We start from the raw sequence: 14,698 nt of genomic DNA on the forward strand, positions 1-14,698 counted from the left end.
TTACCATATCAAGGTCTCCTTTTCGGTAACCTTCAATATGGCGCAACGTTATTTCTCAGAATACCTTTCGGTTACATTTAATTCGGCGCAATTCGTCTTCATCGGAGTGGTATCAAGGGGCTAACCGGACGGGCTATAATTACGCGGCGCCTGGTTTATCCTCTCCTCTACGATCCTGGTTGGGGGGTGCGATGCGTCGGCTGTGAGGTTATCCAGCAGCCTGCCGGGCTTAAAAGGAAATCGCTGTAAAAGCGCAAAATGTCTAGGCTGTTCATATTTCGCCGCTTTTTCGACCAATAGAATAACTATTGGCCTTCAAAATCTGCAAAATCCGCCTTCACCCAGTCACTTTTTCGCTGCGATTCTTTAAGCTCGACACGCTGCCAGCGGGGGCGGAACAATCGATGGGTGCGCAATCATCACAACGGATTGTAGTGCATTTCGATACGGCTCATCCATGTCTGTATATCGTTGACTCGTTATATGATGACCGGGAAATATGGCTAGTCGCCGCACTCCGGATGATGGGTTCGAGTCGAGCACCCGGCGCTGCTGGCTGCGGACACTCATAGCCGGCGCCGCAATGATCGCACTGGATGCGACAGGAGCAACCAGGCGGCGTAATGGATTCACTGTTCTCACATTTGGGGATTCCATCCTGGACTGCGCCCGATACAATGAATATGGCGTACATCCAGGGCAGCTGATCCTGCGTAATGACGATCATCTGTTTCCCGAGTTCCGCGGTAATGACCTTTTGTCGTTCGCGTTTGCACAGCTCGACCATCGGGCGCGTGACGGCAGTCGGGTGGAGGATCTTCCGCGGCAAGCGCTAGGACTCCAGGTTGCCGAGCCGGGGGTGGCGTTGGTGACGATCGGTGGCAACGATCTTCTTGCGGGACTTGCCGCAGACCGGGGAAATGGCATACTGCGCTTCGAGCAGCGTCTGGATATGTTTCTGCACGCGCTCCCAATGCAGCCAGTTCTGCTCGGCACGGTCTACGATCCGACGTTCGGTGACGATTCGCGCAACTTTCTAGGTGTCGATGCGGGCATTGCACGTGCGAATTTTAATCGGGTAAACGCGATCATTGCCAAGCTCGCCGTGCGCTATGGGCAACTCATCGATTTGCACCGGCATTTTCTAGGCGGCGATCCCTCATGGTTTACGTATACGATCGAGCCGAGCCTGCGGGGGGCCTCGGAAATCCGTGCCGCATTCCTGCCAGCGGTATTGACGGCCCAAAAATGCCTGATGTAGGGCGTGGCCGCGATTCATGAACGGTTGATCTCTGCACCAGTCTCATGCTCTATGTCTCGATAACTACTCGATCCACTTCCTGCCCGCTAAACAATCGCTCGTATTACACCGGCATCCACCGATCCCGAAGCCATCCAGGCATGTTTAGATGGAAGAGTCGATGGAAAGAATCGTTTTTCACCTGATCCCTAATTTATCGAAGCCATCGCCAAGCTAACCGTTGGTTTTCCGATTTCCGGGCGTAAGGGCGGTTTTTTTGTTAAAATACGCTTTAATTTATTAATTTAGTGGAGTATTTAATGGCTGTCGAGAGAACTTTGTCTATCATCAAACCTGATGCGGTTGCTAAAAACGTGATCGGCGAAATCTATTCCCGCTTCGAAAGCAAGGGATTGAAAATAATCGCGGCGCGCATGCTACAGCTGTCGCAGGCCGAAGCGGAAGGTTTTTACGCTGTGCATCGCAGCCGCCCATTTTTTAACGATCTGGTGAAGTTCATGGTTTCCGGGCCGGTAATGGTGCAGGTGCTTGAGGGCGAAGGCGCAATCGGCAAAAACCGGGAACTGATGGGCGCGACGGATCCGAAAAAGGCCGAGAATGGTACTATCCGCGCAGATTTCGCCGATAGCATCGACGCCAATGCCGTGCATGGTTCCGACGCGCCGGAAACTGCAGCAACTGAAATTTCCTATTTTTTTCCGCAACTCAACATTTATTCTCGCTAGGAAAACCACAGCTCCGCCATGAGCGTTAATCTTCTCGATTTCGATGCGAAAGGGCTCTCCGGCTTCTTTACGGAAATTGGTGAGAAGCCGTTTCGTGCCAAGCAGTTGCTGCGCTGGATACACCGATGTGGCCGGGCGGATTTTGATGGCATGAGCGACTTGGCGAAAGAATTGCGCGATAAGCTTGCTGCAACCGCCGTGATCGAATCCCCGCAGGTCATCAGCGATCATACCGCAGCCGACGGTACCCGAAAATGGCTGCTGTCGGTGGGTGCAGGTAATGGAATCGAGACGGTTTACATACCTGAAACCAACCGTGGGACGTTATGCATTTCCAGTCAGGTTGGCTGCGCGCTGGCGTGTACTTTTTGCTCTACCGGCAGGCAGGGATTCAACCGGAATTTGACAGTAGCGGAAATCATCGGTCAGTTATGGTGGGCAAATAAAGCGCTGGCGGAAGAGTTCGGCGGCGAGCAGGTCCGCGATCGGGCTGTCACGAATGTGGTAATGATGGGCATGGGCGAGCCCTTGGCTAATTTGGAAAATGTCGTGACCGCACTCAGCCTGATGCTGGACGATAACGCCTATGGGCTTTCGCGGCGACGCGTGACAGTAAGTACATCAGGCTTGATACCGGCCATGGACCGGTTGCGGGAGCGTTGCCCGGTAGCGCTGGCGGTATCCTTGCATGCGCCCAACGACATGCTGCGCGACCAGTTGGTTCCAATCAACAAGAAGTACCCCATCAAGGAATTGCTGGCGGCGTGCGAGCGCTACCTTCAATCCGCGCCGAGGGATTTCATCACTTTCGAATACGTCATGCTGGATGGGATTAACGATAGCGTGGCTCATGCACGTGAATTGGTTCAGTTGGTACGGCATACGCCCTGCAAGTTCAACCTGATTCCGTTCAATCCGTTTCCGAATTCCGGTTACAAGCGCTCATTGCCGGAAGCGGTGTCCTCATTTCGGGATGTGCTGATGCAGGCCGGGTTGGTGGTCACGGTACGCAAGACACGCGGAGACGATATTGCCGCTGCATGTGGTCAGCTGGCAGGGAAAGTCCATGATAAAACCCGACGGACAAGCCGGGGATCGATGGAAGTGGCAAGATGACGCAGACTTCGTGACGCAAACTTCGACGGATTTCTACAGTCAGTATTCACATACAGTGATAGAGCTGATTTCCGAATAAGAGGCAAGGCTGGCACAATGACGGATTCGAGTAATGGACGCGCCTGATAACGGAGATACCACCCTTGGGGCGGATGAAAAACCAGCCCGGACTGGAACAGGCGTGGGCGAATTATTGCGAGCGGAACGGCTGGCGCGCGGCTTGAGCATCGAGGATGTGGCACGGCAACTGCGCTTGGCGGTGCGGCAGGTGACGGCGCTCGAGGAGGATGACTACGACAAGCTTGCGGGCGGAACATTCGCGCGCGGATTCGTACGCAATTATGCCAAGCTGTTGCAGATCGATGCTGCGCCGTTATTGCAACAACTGGATCAGTCACTTCCGCCGTCCGCCCCTCAAACCATTACCTATCAGACTGAAGGTGTTCCGTTTCCTTCGAAGCAGAAATCGGGAACCCGCAACCTGATTGTCGCGGGGGTGATAATTCTGGCGTTGCTGCTGCTGATTTATGAAATTTATCGTGGTAACGAGGCTAATATAGCCAATATAGGCAAGCAGCCCAGCGTAAGTAGTGAAACCGGATCTGGAGCTGAAGAAGCAACCGAGCCGCCGCAATTCCAATCTCCTGACGTAATTTCAAACAGCGACGCCGGCTTGCCTGCCGAGGAAGCCACGGCAGGCAAGCAAGAAAGTACTGCGCAGCTTTCTGTTCCTGCTCCGGTTTTGTCTCCACCGCTGGCGCGGCAAGCTGCTCCGGCGACCGCTGTGCCTGAATCGGCGAACACGGTTTCCCCAAGGTCGGCGAGCCAATCGGCGAATACGACCGTTGCCTCTCCAGCCGTGAATGGCGGGGCGAACGGTATTCACTTGATATTTGCAGGAGAATCATGGACCGAAGTTAAAGATGGCAAAGGCAGATTGCTCCTTTCGCGGATTAACCCCCGGGGCGCCGAGCATGTTCTGCAAGGTACGCCGCCATTCTTCCTGACGATCGGGAACGCGGCTGAGGTCAAGCTGGTCTACAATAGCAAACCGGTTGATCTGGCGCCTTATACAAATGCCTTTGGTGGAACGGCGCGGTTGTCGCTCGAATAGAATTTCAACATTTATAAGATTCCTATATTTATCATGACCATGTCTCAAAATGCTTTCCCCCCACGTCGAAACAGTGTAGGCGTTTGCGTAGATAAGATCAGAATTGGCGGTGGCGCCCCGGTAGTGGTGCAATCCATGACCAACACCGATACCGAAAATGAAGTTGCCACCGCGGTACAAGTGGCGCAACTTGCGCGCGCGGGGTCCGAGCTGGTGCGTATTACCGTTAATACCCCGGCCGCTGCAAAAGCGGTGCCGGCTATCCGGGCTCGCCTCGATGACATGGGTTGCGATGTACCGCTGATAGGCGACTTCCATTTTAACGGCCACAAGCTGGTGACCGACTATCCCGGTTGTGCGAAGGCGCTGGCAAAATACCGTATCAATCCGGGTAATGTCGGGCATGGAAAGAAGCGCGACGAGCAATTCTCCATTCTGATAGAAACAGCCTGTAAATATGACAAGCCGGTGCGTATCGGCGTCAACTGGGGTAGTCTGGATCCGGAGTTGCTGGTGCGCATGATGGATGAGAACGCGCGATCCCCCGATCCGAAGGAGGCATCGCTCGTAATGCATGAGGCGTTGATCACCTCTGCGTTGGAAAGCGCAGCCAAGGCGGAAGAGATTGGTTTGGGCCGCGACAGGATTATACTGTCCTGCAAGATGAGCGGCGTGCGTGACTTGATCACCGTTTACCGTGACCTCGCGGCACGATGCGACTATGCGCTGCATCTGGGATTGACGGAAGCAGGCATGGGTTCCAAGGGAATCGTTGCTTCCACCGCCGCGCTATCCGTGCTGCTTCTGCAAGGCATAGGCGACACCATACGCATATCGCTCACCCCTGAGCCGGGCGGTGACCGCTCGCGTGAAGTCATCGTTGCCCAGGAAATCCTGCAGACCACGGGGTTGCGCGCATTTGTGCCTCTGGTGGCGGCATGCCCCGGTTGCGGCCGCACTACCAGCACCTATTTCCAAGAGTTGGCTGAAAGTATCCAGGGCTACGTGCGGAGCCAGATGCTGGTATGGCGCGAAGAATACGATGGTGTGGAAAACATGACGCTGGCTGTGATGGGATGCGTGGTCAATGGCCCCGGCGAAAGCAAGCATGCCAACATCGGCATCAGCCTGCCAGGCTCGGGAGAAAGGCCGGTGGCGCCGGTTTACGTGGATGGGCAGAAGTCTGTGACCTTGAAAGGCGATAATATCGCGGGGGAGTTTCGCCAGATCGTCGACGAATACGTGCATATGAAATATCCGAAGAAAACGGTCGATGTCCAGTAGAACGCTGCAAGCCATTCGCGGGATGAATGACATCCTGCCTGATCAGATATACCTATGGGAGTTTTTCGAGCAAGTTGTGCATGACTGTATGGCGGCTTTTGGTTACCGGAACATCCGCATGCCAATTGTCGAACAGACCGACTTGTTTGTGAGGTCGATTGGCGCGGTAACAGACATCGTCGAGAAAGAGATGTATTCCTTTTCGGATCAACTTAACGGCGACAGTCTGACGCTGCGTCCTGAAGGAACCGCTTCCTGTGTGCGTGCGGTGCTGGAACATAACCTGCTCTATGCGGGTTCCCAAAGACTATATTATTCCGGCGCGATGTTTCGCCATGAGCGTCCTCAAAAAGGCCGTTACCGGCAATTCCATCAGGTAGGCGTCGAAGCGCTGGGTTACGCGGGTCCGGATATCGATGCCGAGCTCATAATCATGTGTGCGGAATTATGGAAAAGATTGGGTATTTCCAATCTGCGCCTGGAAATTGGCACGCTTGGCAGCACCGCATCCCGCGCGGTGCACAGGTCTCGATTGATCGGATATCTGGAGCGGCATCTGGACAAGCTCGATGACGATGCCCGCAGGCGGTTGCACAGCAATCCGCTACGGATACTCGACAGCAAGAATGCCGAAATGAGAGAGGTTATCGACGGCGCGCCGCGGTTACTGGATGACCTTGACGAGGATTCACTGGCGCATTTCGAGGCGTTACAGCGGCTGCTGCGCGATCAGGGAGTCGATTTCGAGATCAATCCGAGACTGGTGCGGGGTCTGGATTATTACAATCGTACCGTGTTCGAGTGGATAACCGGCAAGCTTGGCGCACAAGGCGCAGTATGTGCCGGCGGCCGCTATGACGGATTGGTGGAACAGATCGGCGGAAGGGCTGCGTCGGCGGCGCCGGCTTGTGGGTTCGCGCTAGGGGTGGAGCGTGTGCTGGCGCTGATATCGATGGAAAGTGCAGGCGACATACCGCATTCCGTACCGGATGCTTACGTAATACATCGTGGCGAAATTGCAGATGGCTTTGCCTGGAAGGTTGTCAGGTACTTACGGGACAAAGGGCTCAAGGCAATTTTGCATTGTGGAGATGGCAGCTTCAAGGTCCAGATGAGAAAAGCGGACGCCAGCGGGGCGCGTTTTGCCGTCATCATTGGCGACGTGGAAGCACAAGCCGGCGAAATAAGCATCAAGCCGTTGCGCGAAGCGGCTGAACAGGTGAGGGTCGGGCTCGCGGAAGCAGCCGACCTGCTCAAAGGAAATTGAAAAAAAAAGCAATCAAGAAAGAAAATTATTAATTCGGGAAGCTAAATGGCAACATATGATCCGGAAGAACAAGAGAACATAGACGAACTGAAGACGTGGTGGAGCGTATATGGCACGCAGGTAATCGTGGTTATAGCCGTTTTTATCGCGAGTATAGCGGGCGTGCAGGCGTGGAATTACTACCAGCGGCAACAGATTGACCAGGCGGTGGAATTGTACGATTCGTTGTTGCAGGTTCGGGGGAGCGGGGATGCCAAGAAAATCAGCGATGCCGCTGGTCTGGTAATGGCGGGGTTTGCCAGCAGCGGCTACGCATCGCGCGCAGCGCTGATCTCTGCACAGTCCAGCCTGGACGCAGGCGATTTGCAAAATGCAAAAAGCCGTCTGCAGTGGGTGCTGGATAATTCGAAGGAAGAGGAATTGAAGGATCTCGTGCGGCTGCGGATGGCAAGCATCTTGCTGGATGAGAAAAAATACGATGACGGCCTGCGTGTGCTGGAAGCCAAGCACGGCGAATCTTTTGATGGACTCTATGCCGATCTTAAAGGCGATCTGCTCGCCAGCGCTGGAAAGGTTGCCGAAGCACGTGCGGCTTATCAAATAGCAATCGACAAGGTGGGCAAACAAGGCACGTATCACAATATCATTCAAATGAAATTGGACGCTTTGTGAAACCGCAAGTAATCTGAGTCTCCAACAAAATCAGGACCATCATCGAAGATGAGGGGAGTGGTAATTTTGACCCTCAAGGAAAATGATATGGCGGGGCCACCCTGTCGACGTGCAATCATTTTTTATTGTAAACCTCGAAAATGTCCCCAAGCAAACTGATGCCCTGGGCAATGCTCGCCGGAAGAGTAATTATCCGGAGGTTCGCCGGGATAGCTGACGCCGTCTCGCAGTATAGGCAGCATATTCTGCTGCTGACGGCATCCTTTTTGCTTTCCGGATGCGCTGGTATGATAGATATGGCGCGCGATGTGGCGAGCAGCCTGGCGGATATCGACATTTCCGGTGTCACCGAGATGTTCGTTGGCAAAGCGCCTGAGTTAAGTCCGGAGCAGCTTGCTCAGCTGGAGGTTATTCCGCCTGCGCGTTCGTTATGGAAAGCCGGGGTCGAAGAAGGCCAGGCGGCGGTATTTCTGCCGGTATTCGAGAATGGCACGGTATATGTAGCCAGCACGGATGGTCTCCTCGTGCGTTTTAATGCGACGACAGGCAAAGCGTCGGGCGTTATCGATACGAAACACAAGTTGTCGGGCGGCGTTGGCACGGGTGAAGGCCTGTTGCTGGTTGGAACCTTCAAAGGCGAAGTTTTGGCGTTTGATGAGAAAAGCGGTAACCGGCTATGGAAAGCACAGGTATCCACCGAGGTGCTAAGCCCACCGCATGCGGCAAACGGTATGGTAGTGATTCGTACCGGAGACGGCAGAATCTTCAGCCTGGAGGCGAGCAGCGGTAAGCGCAAGTGGATTTACCAAGGCGCCACCCCCTCATTGACGGTGCGAAGTTTCGCGGGCGTTCTGATCTCGGATGACACCGTCTATGCCGGTTTCGCTGGAGGTAAGCTGGTGGCGATAAATTCCTTGACGGGCAGTGTAAGCTGGGAAGCCGCTGTAGCACGGCCAAAAGGTGCGTCCGAGCTGGAGCGGATCGCCGATATCACCAGTTTGCCGGTAATGGATGAACAGCAGGTATGCGCTGTCGCCTATCAGGGACGTGTTGCGTGCTTCGAAATAACGACCGGCACCCAGATTTGGGCACAGGACGTATCCAGCAACGCCGGCCTTGCCATGGATAACCATTACCTTTACGTAAGCGAGAATAAAGGCGCGCTGGTAGCTTACGATAAAAAGGACGGCACCCGCATCTGGACGCAAAGTCTACTTGATGGAATCCGATTGTCTCCACCGCTCGTTCGCGACGCTCGTATCATAGTCGGAGATTCCCTGGGATATGTGAATCTCATCAGAAACGACAACGGCGCTATCGTTGCGCGAAGCCTCACTGACGAGGGCGCCATCGTTACTCGCCCGGTGCCGCTACCTGATGGTTTTGCGGTACAAACCTTGAAAGGTGGAATTTATGCATTCAGCACAGAATCAATGGCAGTGCCACCCCTGTTGCCTGGTCAGTCATCTTCGATACTGCGATCACCGCAAAGCCAGTTTCTCTGCGCATTGCTTCCATTCTGTACGCCGTAGTAAGTGAATTACAACCGACAAACAGGAGTAAAAATCCGAGAAAAATCTTTATTGCAGAAGAAAGGCGAGAGCGACAAGGAACCGGCTTTTTTGGGAAAATTACTATAATGAAACCTACTCTTGTGCTGGTCGGCCGCCCCAATGTCGGAAAATCAACGCTCTTCAACCGCTTGACCCGTAGCCGTGACGCGATCGTGGCGGATATACCGGGATTGACACGAGATCGCCACTACGGCCACGGCAGACTGGGAGATAAGCCCTATCTGGTTGTCGATACCGGAGGTTTCGAGCCCATGGCGACGGAAGGCATCCTGCATGAGATGGCCAAGCAGACGCGACAAGCGATCGATGAGGCTGACATGGTCCTATTCATCGTGGATGGGAGGCTGGGCCTGGCGCCGCAAGATAGAATCATCGCGGAGCAGCTGCGCAAAACGGGGCGCAAAGTCATACTGGTGGTAAATAAAACCGAAGGTATGGCGTCTTCTGTCGTTACCGCTGAGTTTCACGAGCTGGGCTTGGGAGATCCGTGCGCCATTTCCGCCATTCATGGCGACAATGTAAATGATCTGGTTGAACTGGCTCTGCTGCATTTTCCTCCGCCGCAAGAGGACGAAACAAAAGACAAGCATCCGAAAATTGCCATTGTCGGGCGTCCAAACGTTGGTAAATCGACGCTGGTAAATACAATGCTGGGGGAGGAGCGGGTTATCGCCTTCGATGAGCCCGGTACGACGCGTAACAGTATCTATATCGATTTCGACCGTAACGGCCGCACATATACGCTGATCGACACAGCTGGTTTACGGCGTCGCGGCAAAGTGCTTGAGGCGATAGAAAAGTTTTCGGTAGTGAAAACACTGCAAGCGGTAGAGGATGCCAACGTGGTTGTACTGGTCCTTGACGCGAGCAGCGAAATTTCGGACCAGGATGCCCACATCGCCGGATTTATTCTGGAGGCGGGCCGTGCGCTGGTGTTGGCAATTAATAAGTGGGATGGCCTAAGCGAGTATCAACGCGACACTATCAAGAGCGAAATCGCCCGAAAACTGCCTTTCCTGGTGAGTTTCGCGAAGTTCCACTACATCTCGGCATTACGGGGCACCGGTTTAAAAGGACTACTCCCATCGATTGACGCCGCCTATGCCGCCGCGATGGCACAGCTATCCACCCCCAAACTCACCCGTGTCCTAATGGCGGCGGTAGAGAGGCAGCCACCGCCGCGTGCGGGCATGTCTCGTCCAAAACTGCGTTACGCCCATCAGGGCGGCTCAAACCCGCCTTTGATCGTGATCCATGGCAAGTCCCTCGATCATGTGCCCCAAACCTATCAGCGTTATCTCGAGAATATGTTTCGCGAGACTTTCAAGCTCGAGGGTACGCCTTTACGGGTGGAATTCAAGACTGGCCACAATCCCTACGCCGGAAAAAGCCCGGCGCCACTCAGCGAGGCAGAAGCAAAACAAGCGCATCGCCGCCGCAGATACGGCCGAAAGAGATATGGATAATTATTGATTTCGCTCCGGGTCTCAGTAGAACATGGGAAATTTCTGAATAACGCCTCGTCCTCGTCGCATGCGCCAAGGCTGATTCACGGATATCTAGCAGCCTTTCGGACTTGAAGAATCGCAGCGAAAAAGCGGAAAAATATGAACCAGCCAGACGCTTTTGCAGCCGATTTCCTTCAAATTCGACAGGAGGTTAGTGTAATATCCTTGGCACACTCAAGATAAATTCCGGAATCGGTGCGTCGAAACGAAGACCGTCTTCAGCCACCATCTGATAACTGCCTTTCATCGATCCAACCGGCGTTGAAATGGCAGTGCCGCTCGTATACTCAAAGCTGTCACCGGGCTTCAGCAACGGCTGCTCACCTACTACGCCGAGACCCCGCACCTCCTGCACACCGCCGCCTCCATCCGCGATAATCCAATGGCGGCTAATCAGCTGTGCCGGAACCGTGCCGGTATTGGAAAGGACGATCGTATAGGCGAACACATACCGATCGAGCGCCTCGTCTGATTGTTCAGGAAGATAGGTTGTGTGGACCTTTACCTTAATTTCGTATTTTGTGCTTTCAGTCATAACCGCATTGCACACTATTTTTCATCTGACGGCAAGGGTGGCGCGTCATAAAATTGTCCAGGCGAACGAAATTTGAGGGGAGAGCTGGTTTAACGGCTGAAGCTGTTAGCGTCAAGCTGTCATTTGCGGTTAAAATCCAGTTTTTTGTTTACAAGGAAGCCCTTCATGGCTAATTATCGCATCGCCCCGAGCATTCTTTCCGCAAACTTTGCCAAATTAGGCGAGGAGATCACTGCTGTTATCGATTCCGGAGCGGATTTTATTCACTTTGATGTGATGGATAACCACTACGTGCCCAATCTTACTATTGGCCCACTGGTATGCAGCGCGATCCGTCCCCTGACGGACGCGGTTATCGATGTGCATCTGATGGTCGAGCCGGTGGATCGTATTATTCCTGACTTCGCCAAGGCCGGCGCCAATATCATTTCGTTTCATCCAGAAGCCTCCCGTCATATAGATCGTACTATAGGGCTCATCAAGGAACAGGGTTGCAAGGCAGGTCTGGTATTCAACCCTGCAACACCGTTAAATTATCTCGACCATGTACTCGAAAAGCTGGATCTGGTACTGATAATGTCGGTAAATCCCGGTTTCGGCGGACAGCAATTCATTCCTGAAGCATTAGAAAAACTTAAGGCGGTGCGGAAGCGCATTGATGAGACGGGGAAGAAAATTTTGCTTGAAATCGATGGTGGGGTGAAGGTGGATAACATCGCTGAAATTGCTCGCGCGGGGGCTGATACTTTCGTTGCGGGTTCTGCTATCTACGGCGCAGGCAGGGACAGCGATCCGCACCGCTATGATTCGGTATTGGCTGCTTTACGCGCAGAGTTGGCAAAGGCTTGACAACAGCCTTTAAAGGCAGAAAAGCTCGTTGAACGCCGGTCATGAATAGCATATTTATTCCATTTCCCTCCGTCACTCTGAAAATGATCCACGTCCAGGATGCGTTCTGAGAGCGCGTGCTGGGGCGTTCTGGCTCAGCGCAGTGACAATGGGTTATGCCCAAGCTATGTGATCTGTTCCAATCAGATTTTAAGGGGGAATTCACAACTCACGAGTTCCCGGCGTTTCACCGCAACATAATCATATCGAACAATAGGAACCACTCATGAACAAAAGTTTTTCTCCGATGGCGGATGCCTCTGAAGTTGAAATGGAATTTCCCCTGCCAGTAAAGGCCGTGATGATCGACCTGGATGGCACCCTTCTCGATACCGCGCGGGACTTGGCCACTGCTGCCAACATGATGCTAAGGGAGTTGGGCAGAACGCAGCTTCCGCTGGAAACCATCCAGTCCTACATCGGCAAAGGCGTAGAAAAATTGGTGAAACGTTCTCTTACTGGAAGTATTGACGGCGAACCTGGCGCAGAATTGCTCGGCAAAGCGATGCCGATATATGAGCGTGAATACGCGAGAGCGTTGTGCAATGACACCCAGGCCTATCCAGGTGTTTTGGAAGGGTTGAACGCCTTGCGCGAAAGCGGATTTGGTCTGGCTTGCGTTACCAATAAAGCTGAAGTCTTCACCTTGCCGCTGCTTCGTGCGACCGGGTTACTCGGTTTTTTCGACATTGTCGTTTCAGGCGATAGCCTGCCCAAAAAAAAACCCGATCCAATGCCTCTGCTGCATGCCTGCAAGCACTTTGGAATTCAGCCACGTGAGATGCTGCTGATCGGGGACTCATTAAACGATGCGCAAGCAGCGCGCGCGGCAGATTGCCACATATTTTGTGTACCATATGGTTATAACGAGGGGCGGGATGTGTATGAGCTCGATTGCGACGCTGTGGTCTCGTCGATTTATGAGGCAACGAGGTTGATCCGGAAATTGTCATGATAGCCAAAAAAACTGAAATTGGAAGATGCAGGGGCAAAACCTGGTGTCCTTGGCGCCAGAGCTTTGCTCGCTGGCGTGTTTAGTCCCGCTGCGGCCTTCTTTCTTTTTCTGTTTTTTTTCAAAGTAAATCATGACCGAAACTGAATTCAACGATCTTGCAAGACAGGGCTACAACCGCATTCCAATAGTACTGGAAACCGTTGCTGATCTCGACACCCCCCTGTCGGTTTATCTGAAGCTTGCCCATCAGCCTTATTCATATTTGCTGGAATCGGTGCAGGGCGGCGAACGTTTCGGGCGATATTCATTTATTGGCTTGCCTGCTTCGACCCGCATCGAGGCGCGCGGCAACCGCATCAGACTTATCAATAGCGCAGGACTAAGAGAAATTGAGGTGGATGATCCGCTGTCGTTCGTCGAATCCTATTTGTCGGATTTCAAGGCGGCGCCATACCTTGCTTTACCACGCTTCTGCGGGGGTCTCGCGGGCTACTTCGCATATGACACGGTGCGATATATCGAGCGCAAGCTGGCCGGTAATGTTCGCCTTGGCGTCCGCCCCAATGTGCTCGACACACCGGACATATTATTGCTGCTATCCGAAGAACTGGCGGTCGTGGATAATCTTTCTGGCAAGCTCTACCTTATCGTCTACGCTGACCCGGGTGTGTCCGGCACATACCTCGCCGCCAAGAAACGCCTGAAAGAACTGCTGGCGAATTTGCGCAAGCCTGTGGAGATTCCGGCAGAAGCGTCATATCAATCCGGTGAGGCTGTCTCGGAATTCAACGAAGCAGATTTTATTGCGGCAGTGGAGCGCGCCAAGCGTTATATTTTCGATGGCGACGTCATGCAGGTAGTGCTATCGCAGCGCACCAGCAAGCCTTACAGTGCTTCACCGCTGGCGCTTTACCGTGCGCTTCGCAGCCTCAATCCATCGCCTTATATGTTTTATTATCATCTCGGTGGCTTTCACGTGGTAGGCGCCTCACCCGAGATTCTGGTGCGACTGGAAGGCGAAACCGTGACGGCGCGTCCTATCGCAGGTACCCGCCCGCGCGGAAAAACCGTACAGGAAGATACGGCGCTGGCGGCCGATTTGCTGGCTGACCCGAAAGAACGTGCGGAGCACGTGATGCTGATGGATCTGGGGCGTAACGATGTCGGGCGGGTTGCACAGACGGGCACGGTAAAAGTCACCGAGAACATGCAGATCGAGCGCTATTCCCACGTTATGCATATCGTTTCCAATGTAGAGGGCAAACTCAAGCCCGGCCTGAATGCAATGGATGTACTGCGTGCCACCTTCCCGGCAGGAACCGTTAGCGGCGCCCCCAAGGTTCGGGCAATGGAAATTATCGATGAGCTGGAAGTTTCGAAACGGGGAATCTACGCCGGCGCAGTCGGTTATCTGGGGTTCAACGGAGATATGGATCTGGCTATTGCCATTCGCACCGGTATCGTCAAGGAGGGTACGTTGTATGTACAGGCGGGCGCTGGTATCGTTGCCGATTCCGTGCCGCGAAGTGAATGGATAGAGACCCAGAACAAAGCCAGGGCGCTATTGCGGGCGGCGGAGATCGCAGAAGCGGGTTTGGATAGCAAGGTTTGAATAGAATGTGATGTCATTGCCGCGCTACGGCGGACGGAACCTGGAAGCTGGGTACGCCACTGACTGTCGAGTTTATTCATGTGCTTGTGGCAGCTCATTGCAATCAGGGTAGCGATGCAGTAGAAATAAGTCATATTTACCTACTTCATATGTTGACTCCCCGAATTCGCAGCAGAATTAACCGGTA

Annotated in this window: 13 protein-coding genes; 12 read left to right on the forward strand and 1 reads right to left on the reverse strand. The window is 53.6% G+C overall.

Annotated features, from left to right (window positions below; genetic code table 11):
- Positions 1-499 precede the first annotated feature (499 nt).
- The 9 genes from BLS94_RS11200 (at position 500) to der (ending at position 10,479) form a co-directional block, all read left to right on the forward strand.
- Positions 500-1,261 carry an SGNH/GDSL hydrolase family protein gene (locus BLS94_RS11200; protein ID WP_218124794.1) on the forward strand — a complete coding sequence of 254 codons (762 nt, stop codon included), beginning with the start codon at positions 500-502 and terminating at the stop codon, positions 1,259-1,261.
- Positions 1,262-1,560: 299 nt separating this feature from the next.
- Entirely contained in the window at positions 1,561-1,986 is a 426-nt protein-coding gene (ndk, locus tag BLS94_RS11205; RefSeq protein ID WP_090961016.1) for a nucleoside-diphosphate kinase, read from the forward strand.
- Positions 1,987-2,004: 18 nt separating this feature from the next.
- Positions 2,005-3,102, forward strand: coding sequence for a dual-specificity RNA methyltransferase RlmN (gene rlmN / locus BLS94_RS11210; protein ID WP_090961018.1), 1,098 nt, complete (start codon positions 2,005-2,007; stop codon positions 3,100-3,102).
- 112 nt (positions 3,103-3,214) lie between these two features.
- Entirely contained in the window at positions 3,215-4,216 is a 1,002-nt protein-coding gene (locus BLS94_RS11215) for a RodZ domain-containing protein (RefSeq protein ID WP_090961023.1), read from the forward strand.
- 39 nt (positions 4,217-4,255) lie between these two features.
- Complete coding sequence (gene ispG / locus BLS94_RS11220; RefSeq protein ID WP_090961103.1) at positions 4,256-5,500, forward strand: flavodoxin-dependent (E)-4-hydroxy-3-methylbut-2-enyl-diphosphate synthase; 1,245 nt, start codon at positions 4,256-4,258, stop codon at positions 5,498-5,500.
- Complete coding sequence (hisS, locus tag BLS94_RS11225) at positions 5,490-6,767, forward strand: histidine--tRNA ligase (protein ID WP_090961027.1); 1,278 nt, start codon at positions 5,490-5,492, stop codon at positions 6,765-6,767. The genes ispG and hisS overlap by 11 nt, the downstream gene beginning before the upstream one ends.
- Before the next feature lie 45 nt (positions 6,768-6,812).
- On the forward strand, positions 6,813-7,439 hold the full coding sequence (locus tag BLS94_RS11230; protein WP_090961030.1) for a tetratricopeptide repeat protein: 627 nt from the start codon (positions 6,813-6,815) through the stop codon (positions 7,437-7,439).
- Between the two features lie 251 nt (positions 7,440-7,690).
- Positions 7,691-8,971, forward strand: coding sequence for an outer membrane protein assembly factor BamB (gene bamB / locus BLS94_RS11235; RefSeq protein WP_256325403.1), 1,281 nt, complete (start codon positions 7,691-7,693; stop codon positions 8,969-8,971).
- 107 nt (positions 8,972-9,078) lie between these two features.
- Positions 9,079-10,479: a ribosome biogenesis GTPase Der gene (der, locus tag BLS94_RS11240; RefSeq protein WP_072768197.1), complete on the forward strand. Its 1,401-nt coding sequence runs from the start codon at positions 9,079-9,081 to the stop codon at positions 10,477-10,479.
- Positions 10,480-10,672: 193 nt separating this feature from the next.
- Here the strand turns inward: der and apaG are convergent, their stop codons facing one another.
- Complete coding sequence (gene apaG / locus BLS94_RS11245; RefSeq protein WP_072768196.1) at positions 10,673-11,056, reverse strand: Co2+/Mg2+ efflux protein ApaG; 384 nt, start codon at positions 11,054-11,056, stop codon at positions 10,673-10,675.
- A 165-nt stretch (positions 11,057-11,221) separates the two neighbouring features.
- Between apaG and rpe the strand changes: the two genes are divergently transcribed.
- The 3 genes from rpe (at position 11,222) to trpE (ending at position 14,511) form a co-directional block, all read left to right on the forward strand.
- Positions 11,222-11,905 (forward strand): ribulose-phosphate 3-epimerase, encoded by a 684-nt coding sequence (gene rpe / locus BLS94_RS11250; protein ID WP_090961037.1) that lies wholly within the window; start codon positions 11,222-11,224, stop codon positions 11,903-11,905.
- Between the two features lie 265 nt (positions 11,906-12,170).
- Positions 12,171-12,899 carry a phosphoglycolate phosphatase gene (locus tag BLS94_RS11255; RefSeq protein ID WP_256325401.1) on the forward strand — a complete coding sequence of 243 codons (729 nt, stop codon included), beginning with the start codon at positions 12,171-12,173 and terminating at the stop codon, positions 12,897-12,899.
- 130 nt (positions 12,900-13,029) lie between these two features.
- Entirely contained in the window at positions 13,030-14,511 is a 1,482-nt protein-coding gene (gene trpE, locus BLS94_RS11260; protein WP_090961040.1) for an anthranilate synthase component I, read from the forward strand.
- Positions 14,512-14,698: the final 187 nt, after the last annotated feature.

Origin of the sequence: Nitrosospira sp. Nsp18, from assembly GCF_900103145.1 — a bacterium.
GTDB lineage: Bacteria > Pseudomonadota > Gammaproteobacteria > Burkholderiales > Nitrosomonadaceae > Nitrosospira.

Coding starts and splice junctions, on each gene's coding strand:
- der (WP_072768197.1), top strand. CDS start 9,079: ATGAAACCTACTCTTGTGCTGGTCGGCCGCCCCAATGTCGGAAAATCA.
- rlmN (WP_090961018.1), top strand. CDS start 2,005: ATGAGCGTTAATCTTCTCGATTTCGATGCGAAAGGGCTCTCCGGCTTC.
- trpE (WP_090961040.1), top strand. CDS start 13,030: ATGACCGAAACTGAATTCAACGATCTTGCAAGACAGGGCTACAACCGC.
- apaG (WP_072768196.1), bottom strand. CDS start 11,056: ATGACTGAAAGCACAAAATACGAAATTAAGGTAAAGGTCCACACAACC.
- BLS94_RS11215 (WP_090961023.1), top strand. CDS start 3,215: ATGGACGCGCCTGATAACGGAGATACCACCCTTGGGGCGGATGAAAAA.
- BLS94_RS11230 (WP_090961030.1), top strand. CDS start 6,813: ATGGCAACATATGATCCGGAAGAACAAGAGAACATAGACGAACTGAAG.
- BLS94_RS11200 (WP_218124794.1), top strand. CDS start 500: ATGGCTAGTCGCCGCACTCCGGATGATGGGTTCGAGTCGAGCACCCGG.
- ndk (WP_090961016.1), top strand. CDS start 1,561: ATGGCTGTCGAGAGAACTTTGTCTATCATCAAACCTGATGCGGTTGCT.
- BLS94_RS11255 (WP_256325401.1), top strand. CDS start 12,171: ATGAACAAAAGTTTTTCTCCGATGGCGGATGCCTCTGAAGTTGAAATG.
- rpe (WP_090961037.1), top strand. CDS start 11,222: ATGGCTAATTATCGCATCGCCCCGAGCATTCTTTCCGCAAACTTTGCC.
- ispG (WP_090961103.1), top strand. CDS start 4,256: ATGTCTCAAAATGCTTTCCCCCCACGTCGAAACAGTGTAGGCGTTTGC.
- hisS (WP_090961027.1), top strand. CDS start 5,490: ATGTCCAGTAGAACGCTGCAAGCCATTCGCGGGATGAATGACATCCTG.